Source organism: Streptomyces sp. NPDC007164, from assembly GCF_040634135.1.
GTDB lineage: Bacteria > Actinomycetota > Actinomycetes > Streptomycetales > Streptomycetaceae > Streptomyces > Streptomyces sanglieri.
The window spans coordinates 1-19,886 of record NZ_JBEYFB010000023.1; the positions used below are offsets into that span (position 1 = coordinate 1).

20 protein-coding genes are annotated in these 19,886 nt (G+C 70.7%); 7 read left to right on the plus strand and 13 right to left on the minus strand.

The window, feature by feature from the left end; all coding sequences use genetic code 11:
* The 3 genes from ABZ622_RS25545 to ABZ622_RS25555 all read right to left on the minus strand — a co-directional run.
* On the minus strand, positions 1–1,603 hold a 1,603-nt coding region (locus ABZ622_RS25545), incomplete at its 3' end, for a glycoside hydrolase family 18 chitinase (RefSeq protein ID WP_360546884.1).
* Between the two features lie 174 nt (positions 1,604–1,777).
* Entirely contained in the window at positions 1,778–2,431 is a 654-nt protein-coding gene (locus tag ABZ622_RS25550; RefSeq protein ID WP_360546886.1) for a response regulator transcription factor, read from the minus strand.
* Entirely contained in the window at positions 2,428–3,585 is a 1,158-nt protein-coding gene (locus tag ABZ622_RS25555; protein ID WP_360546888.1) for a histidine kinase, read from the minus strand. Before ABZ622_RS25555 ends, ABZ622_RS25550 begins: the two co-directional genes overlap by 4 nt.
* Positions 3,586–3,776: 191 nt before the next feature.
* On the opposite strand from ABZ622_RS25555, the gene ABZ622_RS25560 reads away from it, so the two are divergent.
* The gene (locus tag ABZ622_RS25560; RefSeq protein ID WP_360546890.1) at positions 3,777–4,322 is read left to right on the plus strand and encodes a hypothetical protein; all 546 of its coding nucleotides are present in this window, start codon (positions 3,777–3,779) and stop codon (positions 4,320–4,322) included.
* 26 nt (positions 4,323–4,348) lie between these two features.
* On the opposite strand, the gene ABZ622_RS25565 is transcribed toward ABZ622_RS25560, so the two are convergent.
* The 3 genes from ABZ622_RS25565 to ABZ622_RS25575 all read right to left on the minus strand — a co-directional run bounded on the left by ABZ622_RS25565 (position 4,349) and on the right by ABZ622_RS25575 (position 6,573).
* Positions 4,349–4,921, minus strand: a complete 573-nt coding sequence (locus ABZ622_RS25565) for a cob(I)yrinic acid a,c-diamide adenosyltransferase (RefSeq protein WP_360546892.1) — start codon at positions 4,919–4,921, stop codon at positions 4,349–4,351.
* 13 nt (positions 4,922–4,934) lie between these two features.
* A complete protein-coding gene (locus ABZ622_RS25570; protein WP_360546894.1) occupies positions 4,935–5,684 on the minus strand; it encodes an ABC transporter permease in 750 nt (249 codons plus the stop codon).
* 106 nt (positions 5,685–5,790) lie between these two features.
* The gene (locus ABZ622_RS25575) at positions 5,791–6,573 is read right to left on the minus strand and encodes an ATP-binding cassette domain-containing protein (protein ID WP_360546896.1); all 783 of its coding nucleotides are present in this window, start codon (positions 6,571–6,573) and stop codon (positions 5,791–5,793) included.
* 99 nt (positions 6,574–6,672) lie between these two features.
* Here ABZ622_RS25575 and ABZ622_RS25580 point away from each other — a divergent pair, with 99 nt between their 5' ends.
* From ABZ622_RS25580 to ABZ622_RS25595, 4 genes are all read left to right on the plus strand, one after another.
* The gene (locus ABZ622_RS25580) at positions 6,673–7,314 is read left to right on the plus strand and encodes a TetR/AcrR family transcriptional regulator (protein ID WP_360546898.1); all 642 of its coding nucleotides are present in this window, start codon (positions 6,673–6,675) and stop codon (positions 7,312–7,314) included.
* 163 nt (positions 7,315–7,477) lie between these two features.
* Entirely contained in the window at positions 7,478–8,326 is an 849-nt protein-coding gene (locus tag ABZ622_RS25585) for a 3-hydroxyacyl-CoA dehydrogenase family protein (RefSeq protein WP_124716351.1), read from the plus strand.
* Positions 8,327–8,563: 237 nt separating this feature from the next.
* A complete protein-coding gene (locus ABZ622_RS25590) occupies positions 8,564–8,887 on the plus strand; it encodes an STAS domain-containing protein (RefSeq protein ID WP_072486732.1) in 324 nt (107 codons plus the stop codon).
* A 251-nt stretch (positions 8,888–9,138) separates the two neighbouring features.
* Positions 9,139–11,616, plus strand: a complete 2,478-nt coding sequence (locus ABZ622_RS25595; protein WP_360546901.1) for an ATP-binding protein — start codon at positions 9,139–9,141, stop codon at positions 11,614–11,616.
* A gap of 137 nt (positions 11,617–11,753) precedes the next feature.
* Here ABZ622_RS25595 and nucS read toward each other — a convergent pair whose 3' ends face one another.
* Positions 11,754–12,425 (minus strand): endonuclease NucS, encoded by a 672-nt coding sequence (gene nucS / locus ABZ622_RS25600; protein WP_360546903.1) that lies wholly within the window; start codon positions 12,423–12,425, stop codon positions 11,754–11,756.
* 271 nt (positions 12,426–12,696) lie between these two features.
* Between nucS and ABZ622_RS25605 the strand changes: the two genes are divergently transcribed.
* Positions 12,697–13,089, plus strand: a complete 393-nt coding sequence (locus tag ABZ622_RS25605; protein ID WP_124716348.1) for an SCO5389 family protein — start codon at positions 12,697–12,699, stop codon at positions 13,087–13,089.
* A gap of 75 nt (positions 13,090–13,164) precedes the next feature.
* Here ABZ622_RS25605 and ABZ622_RS25610 read toward each other — a convergent pair whose 3' ends face one another.
* On the minus strand, positions 13,165–14,208 hold the full coding sequence (locus ABZ622_RS25610; protein WP_360546905.1) for an LLM class flavin-dependent oxidoreductase: 1,044 nt from the start codon (positions 14,206–14,208) through the stop codon (positions 13,165–13,167).
* 210 nt (positions 14,209–14,418) lie between these two features.
* On the opposite strand from ABZ622_RS25610, the gene ABZ622_RS25615 reads away from it, so the two are divergent.
* A complete protein-coding gene (locus tag ABZ622_RS25615; RefSeq protein ID WP_360546907.1) occupies positions 14,419–14,751 on the plus strand; it encodes an ATP/GTP-binding protein in 333 nt (110 codons plus the stop codon).
* Between the two features lie 17 nt (positions 14,752–14,768).
* Here ABZ622_RS25615 and ABZ622_RS25620 read toward each other — a convergent pair whose 3' ends face one another.
* From ABZ622_RS25620 to ABZ622_RS25640, 5 genes are all read right to left on the minus strand, one after another.
* Positions 14,769–15,629 (minus strand): ABC transporter permease subunit, encoded by an 861-nt coding sequence (locus ABZ622_RS25620; RefSeq protein ID WP_360546909.1) that lies wholly within the window; start codon positions 15,627–15,629, stop codon positions 14,769–14,771.
* On the minus strand, positions 15,626–16,750 hold the full coding sequence (locus tag ABZ622_RS25625) for an ABC transporter ATP-binding protein (protein WP_360546911.1): 1,125 nt from the start codon (positions 16,748–16,750) through the stop codon (positions 15,626–15,628). The genes ABZ622_RS25620 and ABZ622_RS25625 overlap by 4 nt, the downstream gene beginning before the upstream one ends.
* A 204-nt stretch (positions 16,751–16,954) precedes the next feature.
* Positions 16,955–17,734 carry an ABC transporter permease subunit gene (locus ABZ622_RS25630; RefSeq protein WP_360546913.1) on the minus strand — a complete coding sequence of 260 codons (780 nt, stop codon included), beginning with the start codon at positions 17,732–17,734 and terminating at the stop codon, positions 16,955–16,957.
* A 5-nt stretch (positions 17,735–17,739) separates the two neighbouring features.
* The gene (locus ABZ622_RS25635; protein ID WP_360546915.1) at positions 17,740–18,741 is read right to left on the minus strand and encodes an ATP-binding cassette domain-containing protein; all 1,002 of its coding nucleotides are present in this window, start codon (positions 18,739–18,741) and stop codon (positions 17,740–17,742) included.
* A gap of 86 nt (positions 18,742–18,827) precedes the next feature.
* Positions 18,828–19,766: a cellulose-binding protein gene (locus ABZ622_RS25640; RefSeq protein WP_072486740.1), complete on the minus strand. Its 939-nt coding sequence runs from the start codon at positions 19,764–19,766 to the stop codon at positions 18,828–18,830.
* Between the last annotated feature and the right edge of the window lie 120 nt (positions 19,767–19,886).

Consider the following 19,886-nt stretch of genomic DNA (forward strand, 5'->3'; position numbering starts at 1 on the left):
CGGGGGCGTCCTGGGTGACGCCGGTCCAGCCGCGGCCGTAGAAGCCGATGCCGAGCAGCATCTTGGCCGCGGGGACGCCCTGGGCCTTCAGCTTGGCGATGGCGGCCTCGCTGTTGAAGCCCTCCTTCGGGATGCCGTTGTACGAGGTGAGCGGGGAGTGCGGGGCGGTCGGGCCCTTGGCGTCCCACGCGCCGAAGAAGTCGTACGTCATCACGTTGTACCAGTTCAGGGACTGGGCGGCGCCGGCGTAGTCGGCGGCGTCGATCTTGCCGCCGTCGGAGCCGTCGGCGGTGATGGCGGCGGTCACCAGGTAGTCCTTGCCGAACTTGGTGCGCAGCGCCGAGGTGAGGCCCTTCAGCGCGGCCGGACCGCTGGTGTCACAAGTCAGACCGCAGGCGTTGGGGTACTCCCAGTCGATGTCGATGCCGTCGAAGACATCGGCCCAACGCGGGTCCTCCACCAGGTTGTAGCAGGAGTCGGCGAACGCGGCGGGGTTCTTCGCCGCCTCACCGAAACCGCCCGACCAGGTCCAGCCGCCGAAGGACCACAGCACCTTGATGTTCGGGTACTTCGCCTTGAGCTTGCGCAGCTGGTTGAAGCTGCCGCGCAGCGGCTGGTCCCAGGTGTCGGCGACGCCGTCGACGGACTTGTCGGCGGTGTACGCCATGTCGTAGTCGGCGTAGGAGTCACCGATGGTGCACTTGCCGCCCTGGACGTTGCCGAAGGCGTAGTTGATGTGCGTGATCTTCGCGGCGGAACCCGAGGTGTCCAGGTTCTTGACGTGGTAGTTCCGGCCGTAGACGCCCCAGTCGGTGAAGTAGCCGAGGTTGACCTTGCCGCCGGTGCCGGGGTCGGGGTTGCCGCCCCCGCCGGTGGTGTGGACCTTGACGGCGCCGCTGACCGGGCCGGTCTGGCCGGCGGTGTCACGGGCCTGCACGGTGTACGAGTAGTCGGTGCCGGCCTTGAGACCGGAGTCCGTGTACGTCGTGCCGGTGACGGTCGAGACGACCGTGCCGTCCCGCAGCACGTCGTAGTTCTTGATGCCGTTGTCGTCGGTCGCGGCACTCCAGCTCAGCTTGGCCGAGGTGTCGGTGACGGCGCTCGCGGTGGGGGTGCCTGGTGCCGAGGGGGCGTTGTCGCCGGGGACGCTGCCGCCGTCGCAGGAGGCGCCGTTCAGCTTGCAGCCGGTGGGGGCGCCGGGGCCGGTGCCGTTGAAGCCGAAGCTGACGGAGGCGCCGGGGGCGACCGAACCGTTCCAGCCGAGGTTCTTGGCGGTCCAGTGGGTTCCGGAGCTGGTGACGGTGGCGTCCCAGGCGGAACCGACCGAGGTGCCGGAGGGGAAGTCCCACTCGATGGTCCAGGAGGACAGGGCGGTGGTGCCGGTGTTCTTCACCGTCCACTGGCCCTCGAAGCCGCTGCCCCAGTCGGACTTCTTGACGAAGGAGGCGGTCGCCGAGGTGGCGGCCTCGGCGGGGGAGGCCAGGCCGACCATCGCGGCGAGCGGGAGCAGCAGCGCGGTGAGGCCCGCTACCGCTCTGGATCTGGTGGCTCTGCCGGTCCCGAGTCTGAATCGGGTCCGGCGTAGGGGGGTTTCAGTGCTCAACGGTGCTCCTCGGGTGAGGTCCGGACAAACGGGGGTGGTCCGTCGACTGCAAACCCTGCGCCGCCCTGAGCGCGCCTTGTCATGGCGTGCTCACCGCAGTGTGCTCGGTGAGATTAGGAAGGTCTGGACCAATCGTCAAGAGGTCCAGACCATGGAATGTGCCCTACCGGCGGGTTACCGGATCCCCAACTCCTGTGCCAGCACGGCCGCCTGGACCCGGCTGCGCAGCTCCAGCTTGCCCAGCAGCCTGCTCACATGGGTCTTCACGGTCGCCTCCGCCACGGAGAGCCGGACCGCGATCTCGGCATTCGACAGACCCTCGCCGAGACAGCCCAGAACCTCCCGCTCCCGCCGGGTGAGCGTGTCGAGCGCCGAGGCGTCGGGCGCGTTCACCGGCGGTACGGGAGCGGCCCCGGCGAACTCGGCGATCAGCCGGCGCGTCACGGCCGGGGCGATCAGCCCCTCGCCGCGCGCCACCGTCCGTACGGCGTCCAGCAGATCGCGCGCGTCGGTGTTCTTCAGCAGGAAGCCGACGGCCCCCGCCCGCAACGCCCCGAAGACGTACTCGTCCAGGTCGAACGTGGTCAGCACCAGTACGTCCGCGAGCCGTTCGGACACCACCTGCCCGGTCGCCGACACCCCGTCCAGCCGAGGCATCTGAATGTCCATCAGCACCAGGTCCGGCCTCAGCTCACGGGCCAGCCGCACCGCCTCCTCGCCGTCCCCGGCCTCGCCCACGACCTCGATGTCGGGGGCGCTGCGCAGAATGAGCACCAGCCCCGCCCGTACGGCCGACTGGTCCTCGGCAACCACAACCCGGATCGTCATGTCCTCGACGCCCCTTCCTCCACGGGCAGTTCGGCCCGTACCCGCCAGATCTTCGTACCGCCGCCGGTGGCCGAGGGGCCGGCCTCGATGGTGCCGCCCAGCAGCGCCACCCGCTCCCGCATCCCCACCAGACCCGCCCCGGAGCCGGGTGCGCGCGGCCCGGGGCGGTCCCCGAACACACTGCTGACCTCCACCGTGAGCAGCTGCCCCAGCTGCCCGATCCGCACCGTGACCGGGCCGGGCGCGGCATGCTTGAGCGCGTTCGTCAGGGACTCCTGGACGATCCGGTACGCGGCCAGCTCGACCGGTGTGGGCAGTGCCTCGTGCTCGTCACGGGTGTCCTCGAACGTGCAGGTCAGGCCGCTCGAAGCGGCGTTCGTACGGGTCTGCTCGATCAGTGCGTCCAGCGAGGCGAGGGTGGGGGAGGCGGCCGGTTCCTGCGCATTGCCCTTGGTGCGCAGCAGCCCGATCAGCCGGCGCATCTCGGCGAGCCCGTCGACGCTGTTCTCCCGGATCACGCCCAGTGCGTCGCGCGAGGTGGCCGGGTCGTCGATGGAGAGCGCGGCGGTGGAGTGGATGGCGATCGCGGAGAGGTGGTTGGCCACCATGTCGTGGAGTTCACGGGCCATCCGGGTGCGCTCGGCGGTCACCGCCTGGGCCCGGTCCATCTCGGCCAGCAGCGCGGTCTGTTCGGCGTGCAGCCGGGCCGTCTCGGCGGCGTCGCGGTGGTTGCGGACGCTGACGCCGGTGATGGCGGGCAGGAACGACACCATTGCGGTGACGACGCCGATGAGCAGCGCCTGGGGATCGCGGAACCAGGCCAGGAACCCGATGGTGACCGCGATCGTGATCAGGAACGTGGTCACCGGGATGCGGCGGGCGGCGGACGGTGTCCCGTACAGCACGGCGGCGTACATGAGGTCCGTGAACATCAGGACCGTCGCCAGGTTCCCGACCGTGAACTGGTCCGCGACCAGTGCGAGCGTGCCGATGACCAGGGCCGTCTGCGGGGCGGTCCGACGGACCAGTTCGAGCCCCGAGACGACGGCGAGCGGCAGCAGGGAGACCCATGGGGCGACGAAGACCCGGTCGGCCTGGAGGCTCAGGCCGAGCGCCCACAGGACGACGCCGCCGAAGAGACCGATGGTGGCCATGAGCACGTCGTGGTGGTGTGGCCGGGGAAGGGAGAGCACCCTCCCATCCAACACGGCGGGCCGCGCCCGGACGTCCGTACCAGGGGCGAGGCGCGAGTACATCGAAGGATGCAGTCGTGGTTCGTCATCGCAGACGACGAATCCGGGTGGCGCGGCCGGGAGGCTGGAGGGGAGCGGAAAGGAGAAGTGCCGTGATCGTCACGCTGATCGTGCTCTGCGAAGTCGCCTTCTGGGTGCTGCTGGCCGCGGGGCTCGCGCTGCGGTACTGGGCGAAGAAGCCGAGGCTGGGCGCGGCCGTGCTGTTGTGCGAGCCGCTGTTGGAGGTCGTACTGCTGGTGGTGACCGCCATCGACCTGAAGAACGGGGCACAGCCCGACTGGAAGCACGGGCTGGCCGCGGTCTACATCGGCTTCACGGTGGGGCTCGGCCACTCCACCATTCGCTGGGTCGACGCACGGGTCGCGCACCGCTTCGCGGGCGGGCCGCCGCCGGTGAAGCCGCCGAAGTACGGCATGGCGCGCGCGGCGCACGAGTGGAAGGTCGCGGCGCGCTGGACGGTCGCGGCGGTGACGGCCCTGGCGCTGCTCCAGGCGGCCGTCTGGTACGTGGGCGGGGAGGGCGATGTGTCGTCGTTGCAGGCCTGGCAGCAGAAGATGCTGTTCGTGATCGGCCTCAACGTGGTCATCGCGGGGAGCTACACGCTGTTCCCGAAGACGGCGCCGGGGCCGTCGAGCTGACCCCGGCCCGATCCGGACGAGAGGCCCTAGCGCTCGCCGCCCGGCACCCACAGCACGTCCCCGATCTCCTTGTTCGCGGTCCGCGCGAGGATGAACAGCAGGTCGGAGAGCCGGTTGAGGTACGTCGCGGTCAGCGCGTTCATCACCTCGCCGTGCACCTCCAGCGCCGCCCAGGTGGACCGCTCCGCACGCCGGACCACCGTGCACGCCTGGTGCAACAGCGCCGCACCGGGCGTGCCACCCGGAAGGATGAAGCTGCGCAGCTTCTCCAGCTGCTCCAGGAAGTGGTCGCAGTCCGCCTCCAGCTTGTCGACGTAGCTCTGCTCCACCCGCAGCGGGGGGTATTTCGGTTCCTCGACGACGGGGGTCGACAGGTCCGCGCCCACGTCGAACAGGTCGTTCTGCACGCGGACGAGGACCTTCACGATGTCCTCGGGGAGCTGCCCGAGCGCGATCGCGGTACCGATGACGGCATTGGCCTCATTGGTGTCGGCGTACGCGGAGATCCGCAGATCGGTCTTGGCGGTCCGGCTCATGTCGCCGAGGGCGGTGGTGCCCTGGTCGCCGGTGCGGGTGTAGATACGTGTCAGATTGACCATGCGGTCAGCCTAGTTACGCACCCGCTCTCCGGAAGACGCGTGTGCCCACTGTCACGGCGATTGCCGCGAAACCGAGCGAGACCAGCACCCCGTACAGCATGTGCGCCGTGGCGTACGAGCCCACGTACGCGTCCCGCACCGCGTCCACGAGGTAGCGGAACGGCGTGAGGTGCGACAGCACGTCCAGCCAGCCGGGGCCCAGCGTCATCGGCAGCATCAGGCCGGACAGCAGCATGGACGGCATGGTGAGCGAGTTGATCACCGGGCCGAACTCCTGCGGGGTGCCGACCTTCATGGCCAGGGCGTACGAGAGCGAGGCCAGCGAGACCGTCAGCAGCCCGACGAACGCGAAGCCGATCAGCACCCCGGGCAGGGGCGCGCGCAGCCCCATGGCCACGGCGGCGAGCACCAGCAGCACCGCCTGGAACGTGAACAGCAGCGCATCGCGCAGGACCCGGCCCAGGAGCAGCGCCAGCCGGCTGACGGGGGTGACCCGCATCCGCTCCACGACTCCGGTCGACTTGTCGATGATGACGGCGAACCCGGCGAATGAGGCCCCGAACAGGCCCAGCTGGAGCAGCAGTCCGGGGACCAGGACCTGCCAGGAGTCACCTGCCGGACCGAGCGGCAGCCCGGTGAGCAGCGGGCCGAAGAAGAGCAGGTAGAGCAGCGGCATGAGGATGCCGAAGAGGATCTGGAACTTCGAGCGCAGGGTCTGCCGGGCGTACCGCCCGAAGACGAGCGCGGTGTCGTGGAGAAGCATCGGATTCCTTCAGCGATTCAGCGATTCGGTGATTCAGCGACTCGGCGGTCCGGTGATTCGGCGGCTCATCGGTCCGGAGACGGGGCGGCCGGGGCCGGTGTCCGCTCTAGACGGCGACGGGGGCCGCGTCGGCGGGTGCGGGGGCGCGCCCGGTGATCGCCAGGAACGCCTCCTGGAGCGAGGCGTCGGGCGAGCCCGCGTACCGGGTCTTCAGCGCGGCCGGTGTGCCCTCGGCCACGACCAGGCCGCCGTCGACCACGACGAGCCGGTCCGCCAGCGCGTCGGCCTCGTCGAGGTAGTGGGTGGTGAGCACGACAGTCGTGCCGTGCGTGTCGCGCAGTCGGCGCACCAGGTCCCACAGGTCGGTGCGGCTGCCCGGGTCGAGCCCGGTGGTCGGCTCGTCGAGGAAGAGCACCGCCGGGTGGTGGGTGAGCCCCATCGCGATGTCCAGCCGCCGCCGCTGGCCCCCGGAGAGCGTCGCCGTCCTGCGGTCGAGCAGCTCCAAGAGGCCCAGTTCGGCGGCGAGCTCTGCCGCCCGGGACGCTGCATCCGCCTTGCCGAGCTGGTAGAGGCGGCCCTGGGTGACCAGCTCCTCCCGGACGCTGATGTGGGGGTCGACGCCGCCCGACTGGGCCACGTACCCGCACTTCTTCCGTACGCCCGCCGGATCGGCGAGCAGATCGTGGCCGGCCACGGTCGCCGCGCCGCCGGTGGGGGCGAGCAGCGTGGTGAGCATGCGCAGGGTGGTGGTCTTCCCCGCCCCGTTGGGGCCGAGGAGGCCGACGATCTCGCCGGCCGCGACCGTCATGTCGATGGAACGTACGGCCTCCACCGGGCCGGCCTTGGTGGCGAAGGTCCGGGCGAGCCCGGACGTGCTGATGATTGGCATGGCGACCACAAAAACAGAGTCACTGAAAAATTGCAATGACGCCAAATATTGCGGATCGCCAAATATTGAGGAACCCCAGGGGAGCCCTACGATGGGGCCATGGCTGAGGGACTCAGGGAGCGCAAGAAGCGCCAGACCAGGCAGCACCTCTCGGACGTGGCCACCGGTCTCTTCCTGGAGCGGGGCTTCGACGCGGTCACGATCGCGGAGATCGCCCGCGCCGCCGACGTCTCGGTGAACACGGTCTACAACTACTTCCCGACCAAGGAGGACCTCTTCCTCGACCGCAGCCGGGGCATCGTCGACCGTCTCTCGCGATTCGTCCGGGGCCGGGACCGGGGCGAGTCCGCGGCCGACGCCGTACTGCGCGAACTGCGCATCCAGGTGGAGGGCGTCTCGCCCACCGTCGGCCTGATGGAGGGTTACGAACGCTTCATGCGGGTCATCGAGGGCGCGGACGGCCTCAAGGCCCGCCTCTGGCACGTACAGCAGGAGGCCCTTCAGCATCTGGAGTCGACTCTCCAGGAGGAGTCCGGGGCGGAGCCGGGGGACCCGACGCCGGTCCTGGTGGCCGGTCAGCTCTCCTGGGTGCACAGCACGCTCATGGCGTACATCGGCCGCGAGATGGTGGCCGGCCGCAGGGCCGGCGAGGTGTCCAGGGACGCGCTCGTCCTGCTCGACGACATCGAGGACCTGCTCGGCGAAAAGGTCCTCAACTACGCCCGGCGCGCCGCTGAATGAGGGGTGCCGGTGTGATGTCCGTCATGTGAGACGTGACGCGCATCTCTTCGCGGCCCCAGCGCCCCCCACGGGTACTAATCTCCGCCGGAGAGCATGTGAAAAAACCGTTGAGGGCCGTGCAGGGACCAGCTGCAGGGGCGAACAGAAACCAAGGGGTGCAGACGTGGCCAGGAAGCTCGCCGTCATCGGAGCCGGACTCATGGGGTCCGGCATCGCGCAGGTCTCCGCCCAGGCGGGCTGGGACGTGGTGCTGCGCGATGTCACCGACGAGGCCCTGGCCCGTGGCCGTGACGGCATCGAGGCGTCGTACGGCAAGTTCGTCTCCAAGGGCAAGCTGGACGCGGCCGACGCCGAGGCCGCGCTCGCCCGCATCACGACCACCACGGACCTCGACGCGGTCGCCGACGCGGATGTCGTCGTCGAGGCCGTCTTCGAGAAACTGGAGGTCAAGCACGAGATCTTCCGGGCGCTCGACAAGATCGTCCGGGACGACGCGGTGCTCGCCTCCAACACCTCGGCCATCCCGATCACCAAGATCGCGGCCGTGACGGAGCGCCCCGAGCGCGTCGTCGGTGTGCACTTCTTCTCGCCGGTCCCGATGATGCAGCTCTGCGAACTCGTCCGCGGCTACAAGACCAGCGACGAAACCCTCGCCACCGCACGGGAGTTCGCCGAGTCCGTCGGCAAGACCTGCATCGTCGTCAACCGCGACGTCGCCGGCTTCGTCACCACCCGGCTGATCTCGGCGCTCGTCGTCGAGGCAGCCAAGCTGTACGAGTCGGGCGTCGCCTCGGCCGAGGACATCGACATCGCCTGCAAGCTGGGCTTCGGTCACGCCATGGGCCCGCTCGCCACCGCGGACCTGACCGGCGTCGACATCCTGCTGCACGCCACCGGCAACATCTACACCGAGTCGCAGGACGAGAAGTTCGCCGCGCCGGAGCTGATGCGCCGGATGGTGGACGCAGGTGACATCGGCCGCAAGAGCGGGCAGGGCTTCTACACGTACTGATCGTTTTCGGTCCTCCGGTTGCCTGATCTGCCGTCGATCGGGCCCGGAGGTCCCGGGGGAGTCTCCCGGAATCAATGGATCCGAGCGGGCCTCCGCAGCTCCGCGGTCACTCCACGGGGTGAATTCGGTATCGGTTCGCTTACAGACGGCAACTTCCCTGTCGCTGCCGCAGTCAGTTGTGGGAGAGACAGAACAGACAGACGAACTTTTGCCACGGAGCATTCCAGGGGAGCGCATATGCACATCAGGGGCGACCACGCCGAGCTGGTCGTCGGGGGCCGCCTCGACGTCCGAAGCGCGGCGGACGCCCGTACGGCCCTGCACTCGGCCCTCGACGACGGCGTCGGCGACCTGGTGCTCGACCTGACCGAGCTGGATTCCTGGGACGCCACCGGACTCGGCGTCATCATGGGCGCGCACCGCCGGGCCGGCCGGGCCGGGCGGCGGCTGGTGCTCCGCGGCGTGCCGCCGCAGATGCAGCGCCTGCTGGTGGCGACCCGGCTGCACCGCATCCTGGCCATCGAGGGCGGCATCGCCGCGGACTCGCTGCCGCGCGTCTAGGGCCTGGCGTCCGGATCGGGCCGGGCCCGCGCGCCCCGGTCGCACGCCGCGGGCGAAAGCGCACAATCCGCACGAGAACGTGCGCTTCGGGCGGCGTGACCCCCCGACTGTGACGGGACACCGTGCGACCGTCTAGGGTTCGGCCGTCCGCCGATTGACGAACCCACCGGGCGGACACCGGACCGGAAGCGACAGCGGGGCGTGCGAGGCCGGAGGGGCAATCGTGCGCGACGCGTCTGGGGGCTTTGGCAATGGACCCGACACACCGGGGACCGGAAGAGTACGGCCGGGACAACGGCGGCTTCGGCGAGGGGCCCGGACGCAGACGGCCGGCCCGCGACCAGCTGACCCCGGAGCCCGGCCAGCCGACGCCACAGGCCCGCGTCGTCCGGCTCATATCGGGCGACTACCTCCTCACCGTCAACCCGATCGACGGCAGCGAGGTCGAGCTGTGCCCGCCGGGGGAGCAGCCCGGCCCGCCCGCCCGGCGCACCGCGACCGGACGCGCCGACCGTGAACGCGCCACCGCACCGCCCGTACCACCGGGCCCGCCCGCCCCCCAACTGCCGCTCCTGGAGCGCGCGCAGGAGCGCGAACGGCTGGTGCGCCTGCTGGCCCAGGGCCGCTCGGTGCGGCTCACCGGACCGGCCGGCTCCGGCCGTACGGCACTGCTCGACGCCGTCGCGTCCGACTGCGCGGACCTCGCACCGGACGGAGTCGTACGGCTCAGCGGCTACAAGCGGACCGCCACCGACCTGCTGTACGGCCTCTTCGAGGCCGTCCACGACGCACCGCTGCACCGCCCCGACCGCACCCAGCTGCTCGACCGGGTCCGGAGCATCGGCGCCGTCGTGCTCCTCGACGACCTGGAGTTCGGCGGGGCCGCGCTGGAGGAGCTGCTCGACGCGACCCCGGAGTGCGCCTTCCTGTTCGCGACCGTTCCGGACGTCGCCGCACCCACCACCGACTCGCACCTCGAAGAGGTCTTCCTCGCCGGCCTCGGCCGCGGCGCGGCGGTCGAGCTGCTGGAGCGGGCCGTCGAGCGCCCGCTCACCGAGGAGGAGGCAAACTGGGCGGGAGACCTCTGGTTCGAGTCCGAGGGGCTGCCGCTGCGCTTCGTCCAGGCAGCCGCCCTGCTGCGTCAGCGCGACCAGCTGCGCACCGACCCCGAGGCGTACGCCGAGTACGGCGCCCCGTCCGAGGACGCCCCCTTCGGGCACGACCGGGCCGTCGACGGCGTCCACATACCGCTGCCCAGCCTCGGGGAGGGCGCGGCCCCCGCCGCGCTGCTCGCCTCACGGCTGAGCGGGGCCGCCCGCGACACCCTGCGCTTCGCGGTGGCCCTCGGCGGCGAGGTGCCGCACCAGGCCCATCTGCCGGCCCTCATCGGGGACACCCACGCGGACGCCGCGCTCGGCGAGCTGGCCGGCTGCGGGCTGCTCTCCCCGGCCGGTTCCCGCTACCGGCTCGCCGCCGGAGTTGTCACCCAGCTGGAGGCCGCCGGATACGGCGAGGACGTCACCGAACGGGCCCGCACCGCGGCCCAGCACTACGCATGGTGGGCCGGACACCCCTCGGTCACCCCCGAGCGGGTGGCGGCCGAGGGCGACGCCGTCGTCGCGGCGATGGTACAGCTGGTGCCCGGCGACGGGGCGGGGCAGACCAGCGTGGCCGTGCTGCTGGCCCGCAGCGCCACCCCGGCCTTCGCGGCGGGCCTGCACTGGGGGGCCTGGGAGAAGGCGCTGCGGATCGGCCAGGAGGCGGCCAGGATCGCCGGGGAGGTCGCCGAAGAGGCGTACTTCCACCATGAGTTGGGCGTGCTCGCGCTGCTGGCCGGCAATCCGGACCGGGCCAGGGCCGAGCTGGAGACCTCGATCGGCATGCGCGGCGCGCTCGCCGACAAGTCCGGAGCGGTGGCCGGGCGGCGCGCGCTCGCCCTGGTCGCGGACCGCTCCGGCGGCCCGCTGCCCATCGTCCTCACCCCGCCCGGGGACGAGCTGCCCGTCCCGCGCCCCGAGGAGCAGACGGCGCCGATCGTCGGTGCGAAGCCGTCCGTGACGCAGACCCTTTCGAGGCCGTACGAGGACGCCACCGCGGTGATCTCGCGGCAGGGCGCCCCGGCGGCCGGCCGGAAGGCCAGGGGCGGGCGTTTCTCGGTGCTCGCCGGGGCCCGGCGCAATCTGGTCGCGACGGCCGCGGGCGTACTCCTGACCGGTGTGCTCGGCACGGTGGTCGCACTGGGGCTGACCTCCGGCGACGACGACGTCCAGGGGAACCAGGACGTCACCACCGAGCAGTCGCAGAGCCCGGCCGACGGCGAGGACGAGGTCCCGGCCGACAGCCCGGCCGACGGGTCGACGCCGGCCGGCACGGCATCCGGCAGCGGCTCGGCGACGCCCGGCCCGTCGAGCAGCGGGAGCACACCGAGCGGCAGCGGCACCCCGTCCGCGGACCCGACGGGACCGAGCGACACCCCGTCGTCGGAGACCTCGTCCAGCAGCAGGCCCCCGTCGCACAAGCCGACCAAGTCGCCCACCCCGACGAAGTCGACCACGCCGACCAAGCCCCCGTCCCCGACCGCGACTCCGACGGAGACCGAATCCCCGAGTCCCACGGACACGGCCACCGAGCCCGAGCCGTCCTCGCCCGACACCTCCGACTCGGCGAACGGGCCCTCCTCCTCGTCCTCATCGGCGGCGAGCGCGGACAGCGGCCCGACCACCGCCTGAGAGGCTGTCGGGCGACCTCTGATCGGGCGGACGAAGGCCACCCGACAGCCTCTGAGCCGCCCCGGAACGCACGAACGCCGGACGTGACACGCACGTCCGGCGTCGGGGACCGGTGAGGAGCAGGGGGCGAGGGCGGGTCAGAACAGCCGGAGCTTGTCGTCCTCGATGCCGCGCATCGCGTCGTAGTCGAGCACGACACAGCCGATCCCGCGGTCCGTCGCCAGCACCCGCGCCTGCGGCTTGATCTCCTGGGCCGCGAAGACGCCCTTCACCGGGGCGAGGTGCGGATCGCGGTTGAGCAGCTCCAGATAGCGGGTCAGCTGCTCCACGCCGTCGATGTCGCCGCGCCGCTTCAGCTCCACCGCGACGGTCCCGCCGGCGGCGTCCCGGCACAGGATGTCGACCGGGCCGATGGCGGTGAAGTACTCACGGCGGATCAGGGTGTAGCCCTCGCCGAGGATTTCGATGCGGTCGGCGAGCAACTCCTGGAGGTGCGCCTCTACGCCGTCCTTGATCAGACCCGGGTCGACTCCGAGCTCATGGGACGAGTCGTGGAGGATTTCCTCCATCGTGATGATCAGTTTCTCGCCCGCTTTGTTCACCACGGTCCAGACACCCGCGGTGTCGCCGGTGCCCTCCTTCAGCGTGCAGGGCGGTGACATCCAGTTGAGGGGTTTGTACGCCCTGTCGTCGGCGTGGATCGACACACTCCCGTCCGCCTTCACCAGGATCAGACGGGGAGCGGAGGGCAGGTGGGCCGTGAGCCGGCCGGCGTAGTCCACGGAGCAGCGGGCGATGACGAGACGCATGGTCGGCAACGCTACTCGACGAGGGGTGCTCCACGCGATTCTCCCCCCTGCCACTCCCGTCACCCTGCTGGTGCACGAGGGGCGCAGTCGGGGCTTGCCCCTCTTTGCGCCCCTTCGTTATTGGCCGGTTGTGTTCCCAATCTCCTGGTGCGGCCCGGACCGCACCCTTACCGTGGAAGCAGGAGGTCGCCGTCTGTGTACGCTGCGTCGCCGTCCTCCTTCCCTGCCCGTAAGGCCCCGGCCCGGCGTCGGGGTCGCGAGAGGAGAACCCATGTCGCTCGACGTCTCACCGGCGCTGTTGGAACAGGCCGAGCGAGGCGAGGTCGACGAAGCCGACTTCGTCGACTGCGTCCGGACCTCCCTGCCCTACGCATGGGAGATGATCAGCTCTCTGGTGGCTCAGCTGAAGGTCGACGGCGGAGAGTTCGCCGACAACCAGACGCCCCCGCCGGACGAGCAGGCACGTGGCCAGCTGCTGCGCGCGCTCGCGAGTGATGCGATCCGCGGCGCACTGCAACGGCACTTCGGGGTGCGTCTGGCATTTCAGAACTGCCACCGCGTCGCGGTGTTCCCGCTGGACCCGTCGGTCGACGAGCGTCTGGCCCGCTTCACCTCGGTGAGGGGCCAGCTGCTCAACCAGTCGCCCGAACTACGGGACTGCTAAACGCTTGCTGCCGTTCCGGACCGCGATCGGTGCAACTGGTTCCGGAACGGCAGCCCCTGTATCTCCTACGACCTGTCAGGTGAGCAGCGGGAGCACCTCAGTGCCCAGCCGCGCTACGTTCTCCTCCGTGGCCGCCAGATCTCCCGAACCCTCCACCAGGAGCGCGAAGCGGGTGATGCCCGTCCGCTCGGCGGTGGCGGCGAGCCGGTCGGCGGCGAGCCGTGGCGGACCCACCGGATGAATACCGCACAGCATCTCCGTGTACGCGACCGGATCGCGCATCACCCGGTGCCGGCCGTCGACCGTCACATGGGCGTCCAGCCCCTGTCGCAGCCAGCCCGGCATCGCCTTCACGAGCGTCTCCGTCGCCTCCTCGGGGCGGTCGGCGATCTGGGCCACCCCGGCGGACACGTGCCCGGCCTCGCGGACGCTCTCGGGCGAGCGGCCCGCGGCGAGCGCGGTGGAGCGCCACAGGGCGACCATGTCCGCCTTCTCCTGGTCCCCGCAGTGCATCCCGAGCAGCATCGGCAGGCCGTTCTCCGCGGCGAGCCTCACCGTCTTCGGAGAGGTGCACGCGACGACCACCTCGGGGCCGCCGGGGCTCTCGCCGCCGTCCTGCGCGAGCAGCTCGTCGGCCCGGGGGACCACGGCGACCTCGCGGAAGCCGTACCGCTCGCCGCGCCCGGCCACCCGCGGCTCGGCCAGCCAGTCGAGCAGCAGCTCCAGCGATTCCGGGAAGCCCTTCTCGTACGCCTCCAGGCCCCCGCCGAACACCTCCAGATCCACCCAGGGGCCGCCCCGGCCGACGCCGAGCGTGAACCGGCCGCCGCTGGTGAGATGGAGCAGCGCGGCCTGTTCGCCGAGCGCCACCGGATGCTGGGTCGACAGCACGCTCACCGCCGTGCCCACCCGGATCCTGCGGGTGCGGCCGAGCAGCAGCGCGGCCAGTGTGACGGCGGACGGGCAGACCCCGTACGGCACGAAATGATGCTCTGCCAGCCAGACCGAGTCGAGGCCGGATTCCTCCGCGACCTCGGTGGACCGGATCGCGCGGTGCAGCGCTTCCCCCGGCCCCTGCCCCGGAAACTGGGCTGCCAGTACGAACGTTCCCACACGCATCGCCAATTGCCTCCTTGCGGCCGACGCGGCTCTCCCCTATTGAGCAACAACGTCTGACACGTGCCAAAGGCACGGTCCACCGGCAGGTTGTTGCGATTTTCCGGTAACTCACCCCTCCCGGGAGACCGTCCGCGAGGCGCCGGACGCCCGCGTCGGCCAAATGGCCCTACGCTGGACGGGAACTGCCCAGCCTGCCCCGTGAGGTGTCACGTGTCCCCGCGCCGCAACCGCCCCCGAGGCGGCGAGAGTCCCCACGACGGCCGCCCAGCGGAGCCGGGGGGCCGTTACGGCGGCGGGGGACGGGCCGAGGAGTGGCAGGGCGAGCAGTGGTCCGTCCGCCCGGTCAACGGCGCGAGCGCGGCGGGCAAGCGCTACCGCTGCCCCGGCTGCGACCAGGAGATCCCCTCCGGCGTCCCGCACCTGGTGGCCTGGTCCGAGTACGGCGGCATCGACGACCGCAGGCACTGGCACAAGGCGTGCTGGAACGCGAAGGACCGCCGCACCACACAGGTGCAGCGGTCCAGGAACGCGCCTCGCTACTGAACTCCTCGGGACGGGCCCTACACGTCCCGGCGGTCCAGGGCGGCGTACGCGCCGATCAGGGCCACGGCCGCGACGCCGAGCATGATCCACAGCGGGTCCCAGCCGGACGGTCCCGAATCGGCGACCGAGGTGGCGTAGAACGCGCTGAGCTGGTTCGGGATCGAGTACTCGAAGAGCTTCATCCGCAGGCCGGAGAGCGAATCCGAGAACATGAACATGGCCAGCACGAGCGGCAGCAGCACCACACCGATCATGATCGTGATCGCACCGGCGGAGTGCCTGATGAGAGCGCCGATCGCGAGCGAGAGCAGCCCCAGCGCCGCGATGTAGAGGCCGACACCGACCGTCGCGCGCAGCCAGTCGGCGCCGGAGGGCGCCGCGCTGTCGATGATCGCCGTCTGCAACACCGCGACCAGTGCGGTCGTCACGGTCGTGATCACGAAGGTGAGCAGGAAGAAGACGATCGCCTTCGCGCTCAGTACCCGGGCCCGGCTGGGGCAGGCCGTCAGCGTCGTACGGATCATGCCCGTGCCGTACTCCGACGCGATGGTCATCACACCGAGCGTGATCACGCAGATCGAGCCCAGCAGCACCCCGAAGAAGCCGAAGCTGAGCACCGGCGTCTCTTCGAGACCGGTCCCGGAGGTGTTGACCGCGACCGCGGCCAGCAGCCCGATCCCGAGCAGCAGCACGATCATCACGCCGAGCGTCCACATCGTGGAGCGCACCGAGCGGATCTTGGTCCACTCGGAGGCGATCGCATCGCCCAGGGTGGCCCGGCGCACCGGGATCGGCGAGGTGTAGAAACCGGCCTGCGGGGCCGGGGCCGGCTGCTCCTGGGGGGCCGGCTGCGTCTCCGGCGTGGTCGGCGTCGTCATCGGGGGTCCTCGCTGGTTTCGCGCTTGGTCAGGTCCGGGGCGGCCGGGGCCGGCTCGGCCGGGGCTGCCGCGTACGGGTTCTGTCCGGGCGGCGGCGGGGCGTACCAGTTCTGCTGCGGCGTCTGGGGCGGCTGCGGAACCTCGTACCCCGGCTGCGCGTAGCCGTGCGGCGGCGCCGGCGGCTGCAGCCCCGCCTTCTGGTCCGCCGTCGAGCGGTAGTCCACGACGCCCTGGGTCATCCGCATGTACGCCTCCTCCAGCGAGGCCTGGTGCGGCGAGAGCTCCCACAGCCGGACATCCGCCTCGTACGCCGCGTCGCTGATCCGCGGCAGCGGCAGCCCGGTGACCCGCAGTGCCCCGCCCGGCTCGGACATGACCTGCCCGCCGGCCTCGGTCAGCGAGGCGGTCAGCTTCTCGCGCCCCTCCGCGGGGCCGTCCGCGACCCGCACCCGGGCGAAGTCGGCCGAATTGGCCGAGATGAAGTCCTTGACGCTCATGTCGGAGAGCAGTTGGCCCCGGCCGATCACGATCAGATGGTCGGCGGTGAGCGCCATCTCGCTCATCAGATGGCTGGAGACGAAGACCGTACGCCCCTCGGACGCCAGCATCTTCATCAGATTGCGGACCCAGAGGATGCCCTCGGGGTCCAGGCCGTTGACCGGTTCGTCGAAGAGCAGCACCTGCGGGTCGCCGAGCAGCGCCGCCGCGATGCCGAGCCGCTGGCCCATGCCGAGCGAGAAGCCCTTGGACCGCTTGCGAGCGACGTCCTGGAGACCGACGACCCCGAGCACCTCGTCGACCCGCGCGGCCGGGATGCCGGCGAGCTGGGCCAGCGAGAGGAGGTGGTTACGGGCGCTGCGCCCGCCGTGCACCGCCTTCGCGTCCAGCAGCGCGCCCACCTGGCGCGGTGCGTTCGGCAGGCTGCGGAAGGGGTGGCCGCCGATCGTCACATGGCCGGAGGACGGCTGATCCAGGCCCAGGATCATGCGCATGGTGGTGGACTTGCCCGACCCGTTGGGACCGAGGAATCCGGTGACGGCGCCCGGCCGCACCTGGAAGGAAAGGTTGTGCACGGCCGTCTTCGCACCGTAGCGCTTGGTCAGGCCGACTGCCTCGATCATGCTCCAGCCCCATCGACTCACATCTGTCGTCGGGGCCCAGGCCATCTGGCCGCACGCCCCCGTAAGAGTTAGGAGGATATCCAGGCATTGACGGTTCCGGCCAAGCCGTTGCGCTGCGCGTCGCCCCGGGCGGAGCGGAGGCGAGGATTCCGGGCCGGTCGGACGCGGTCGGGCGGCGCGGGCCCGGCCCGGCCCGGCGAGCGGTCAGGCGTCGCGCTTTTTCAGTACGACATAGCCGCCGATCAGCGCCGCCGCCACCCAGGCGACCAGAATCCCGAGCCCGCCCCACGGCCCGTACGGAGCCGGGCCGCTGTTCATCGCGTCGGGGACCACCTGCATGATCTTGGAACCGGCCTGGTCGGGGAAGTAGCGCGCGACCTTCTTCGTCCCCGGCACCGCCGACAGGATCTGGGAGACCAGGAAGAAGAACGGCATCAGGATGCCGAGCGACAGCATGGAGCTGCGCAGCATCGTCGCCACGCCCATGGAGAAGATCCCGATCAGCCCCATGTAGAGGCCGCCGCCGACGACCGCGCGCAGCACGTTGTCCGCGCCGATGTCCGTGTGGTGGTCGCCGAGCAGGGCCTGCCCGAGGAAGAACGAGACGAAGCTGGTCGCGATGCCGACCACCAGGGCCAGCACCCCGGCCACCACGACCTTGCTGAGCAGGAACGAACCGCGCTGGGGCACCGCCGCGAGCGAGGTGCGGATCATCCCGGAGCTGTACTCCGTACCCACCACCAGCACACCGAAGACGACCATGGCCAGCTGACCGAGGACCATGCCGGAGAAGCTGATCAGAGTCGGGTCGAAGGTGGCTCGCTCCGCCACCGGAAGGTCGTCGAACTGGGAGTTCATCAGGGCGCAGAGCGCCGCGCTCATCGCGACGGTGACGACGAACGCGGAGATCAGCGTCCAGACGGTCGAGGAGACCGTACGGATCTTGGTCCACTCGGAGGTCAGGACCGCGGGTACCGATGCCATCGTCGTCACACCTCCTTGCCGCTGCCGGCGGCGGGGCCACCGGACTGCCGGTTCCACTGCTCGCCCCACTGCGGGCCCGCCGGCGGTGGCGCCGGGGCATGGTCCGAGTGCGCGTGGTACTCCACGGACCCCGCCGTCATCTGCATGAACGCTTCCTCCAGGGAGGCCCGCTGGGCACTCAGCTCGTGCAGCACGATCTGGTGCTGCGCGGCGAGCTCGCCCAGCGCCTCGGTCGTCGCGCCGTCGATCTCCAGCGTGCCGCCCGCGGTCTCGACCACGATCAGCCCCGCCTCGTGCAGTACGTCGCGCAGCCGTTCCTGCTGCGGCGAGCGCAGCCGTACGTAACTGCGGGAGTTCTGGTGGATGAAGTCGGCCATCGACGTGTCCGCGAGCAGCCGGCCCTGGCCGATCACGATCAAGTGTTCGGCGGTGAGGGCCATTTCGCTCATCAGGTGGCTGGAGACGAAGATCGTCCGGCCTTCCGAGGCGAGCGTCTTCATCAGAGTTCGGATCCAGTGGATGCCCTCGGGGTCCAGGCCGTTGACCGGTTCGTCGAAGAGCAGCACCTGCGGGTCGCCGAGCAGCGCCGCCGCGATGCCGAGCCGCTGGCCCATGCCGAGCGAGAAGCCCTTCGACTTCTTCTTCGCCACCGCGGTCAGCCCGACGGTGTCCAGCACCTCGGCGACCCGGCTCTCCGGGATGCGGTTGCTCTGCGCGAGACAGAGCAGATTGTTGTACGCGCTGCGTCCGCCGTGCATCGACTTGGCGTCCAGCAGCGCCCCGATGTACTTCAGCGGCTCTTCCAGGTCGCGGTAGTGCTTGCCGTCGATGCGCACCGAACCGCTGGTCGGGTTGTCGAGATCGAGCATCATCCGCATCGTCGTGGACTTGCCCGCCCCGTTGGGTCCCAGAAAACCCGTCACCATCCCGGGTCTGACCCGGCAGGAGAGCCGGTCGACGGCAACCTTGTTGCCGAAGCGCTTGGTGAGGCCATCGAGCTCGATCATGCGTTCACGCTAGAACGGCCGCGCGCCCGGCGCCACCACAAGGGGCGGAACCGGGCGCGCAAGGAGTACAGCTGACGTACTGAGGGCTAGCGGCCCTGCTGAGCCGGGACACCACGGGTGACCGGCTCGTCGTCGGCGGGGGTGCCTGCGGCGGCGACCGCGGCACCGGTCAGCGTGGCCAGCATCTCGCGGACGTTGGTCAGCTGGGCGTTGATCGAGTCGCGGCGGTTGGTGAGCGCCGCCAGCTCGCGCTCCGATTCGCTGCGGATCCGGTCGGCCTTGGCGTTCGCGTCGGCCACGATGTCCTCGGACTGGCGCTGCGCGGTCTCCACCGTCTGACGGGCCCGGCGCTCGGCGTCCGTACGGAGCTTCTCGGCCTCCAGGCGGAGCTGCTCGGCGCGGTGCTCGATCTCGGCGAGACGCTTCTCGGCCTTGGCCTGACGGGACGCGAGGTCGCGCTCCGACTGGTCGCGGCGCTTGGCCAGGTTGGTCTCGAAGTCCGCGGCGGCCTGGGCGGCCTTGGCGCGGGTCTCCTCGAAGAGGGCATCCGCCTCCTCGCGCTTCTGCGCGGCGTCCTTCTGGGCCTCCGTGCGCAGCGAGCCGGCCTCACCCTTGGCCTTCTCGACGATCCGGACGCCCTCGTCCTCCGCCTTCGCCTTGCGCTCGGCGGCGAACGTCTCGGCGTCGTTGCGCACCTGCTGGGCGGCCGACTCGGCGAGCTCGCGGTGCTGCTCGGCGGCGCGACGGGCCTCCTCACGCAGGTCCTTCGCCTCCTCCTCGGCCAGCCGCAGGATCTTCTCCACGCGGGCGCCGAGTCCGGCGTACGACGGCTCCGCGTCGTTCACCTGGGCCTGGGCGTTCTGCGTTTCGAGGTGGAGCTCCTCGATGCGCTTTTCCAGAGACGTGATGCGGGTGAGAGCACTATCACGGTCGGCGACGAGCTTGGTAATGCGGTCATCCACCTGACCGCGGTCGTATCCACGTCGCACGAGCTCGAAGCCGAAGGGGGAGGAAGGGTCGCTCATGAGGTTCCTGTCGAATGAGACCGGTGAGGTGTTAGAGGGAATCCTAGGGGCCGGAACGGCGTGTCATCGAGCGGATGCCCTTTTGATCTGGAGAATGACACCTCTTTTGAGTGGCTAACC

What these genes read in the sequence shown, in the direction of transcription:
- ABZ622_RS25610 (WP_360546905.1), bottom strand. Translation starts at nt 14,208, where the DNA reads ATGCGTGTGGGAACGTTCGTACTGGCAGCCCAGTTTCCGGGGCAGGGG.
- nucS (WP_360546903.1), bottom strand. Translation starts at nt 12,425, where the DNA reads ATGCGTCTCGTCATCGCCCGCTGCTCCGTGGACTACGCCGGCCGGCTC.
- ABZ622_RS25575 (WP_360546896.1), bottom strand. Translation starts at nt 6,573, where the DNA reads ATGCCAATCATCAGCACGTCCGGGCTCGCCCGGACCTTCGCCACCAAG.
- ABZ622_RS25555 (WP_360546888.1), bottom strand. Translation starts at nt 3,585, where the DNA reads ATGGCCACCATCGGTCTCTTCGGCGGCGTCGTCCTGTGGGCGCTCGGC.
- ABZ622_RS25640 (WP_072486740.1), bottom strand. Translation starts at nt 19,766, where the DNA reads ATGAGCGACCCTTCCTCCCCCTTCGGCTTCGAGCTCGTGCGACGTGGA.
- ABZ622_RS25595 (WP_360546901.1), top strand. Translation starts at nt 9,139, where the DNA reads ATGGACCCGACACACCGGGGACCGGAAGAGTACGGCCGGGACAACGGC.
- ABZ622_RS25580 (WP_360546898.1), top strand. Translation starts at nt 6,673, where the DNA reads ATGGCTGAGGGACTCAGGGAGCGCAAGAAGCGCCAGACCAGGCAGCAC.
- ABZ622_RS25625 (WP_360546911.1), bottom strand. Translation starts at nt 16,750, where the DNA reads ATGATCGAGGCAGTCGGCCTGACCAAGCGCTACGGTGCGAAGACGGCC.
- ABZ622_RS25635 (WP_360546915.1), bottom strand. Translation starts at nt 18,741, where the DNA reads ATGATCGAGCTCGATGGCCTCACCAAGCGCTTCGGCAACAAGGTTGCC.
- ABZ622_RS25550 (WP_360546886.1), bottom strand. Translation starts at nt 2,431, where the DNA reads ATGACGATCCGGGTTGTGGTTGCCGAGGACCAGTCGGCCGTACGGGCG.
- ABZ622_RS25590 (WP_072486732.1), top strand. Translation starts at nt 8,564, where the DNA reads ATGCACATCAGGGGCGACCACGCCGAGCTGGTCGTCGGGGGCCGCCTC.
- ABZ622_RS25570 (WP_360546894.1), bottom strand. Translation starts at nt 5,684, where the DNA reads ATGCTTCTCCACGACACCGCGCTCGTCTTCGGGCGGTACGCCCGGCAG.
- ABZ622_RS25630 (WP_360546913.1), bottom strand. Translation starts at nt 17,734, where the DNA reads ATGGCATCGGTACCCGCGGTCCTGACCTCCGAGTGGACCAAGATCCGT.
- ABZ622_RS25565 (WP_360546892.1), bottom strand. Translation starts at nt 4,921, where the DNA reads ATGGTCAATCTGACACGTATCTACACCCGCACCGGCGACCAGGGCACC.
- ABZ622_RS25605 (WP_124716348.1), top strand. Translation starts at nt 12,697, where the DNA reads ATGTCGCTCGACGTCTCACCGGCGCTGTTGGAACAGGCCGAGCGAGGC.
- ABZ622_RS25620 (WP_360546909.1), bottom strand. Translation starts at nt 15,629, where the DNA reads ATGACGACGCCGACCACGCCGGAGACGCAGCCGGCCCCCCAGGAGCAG.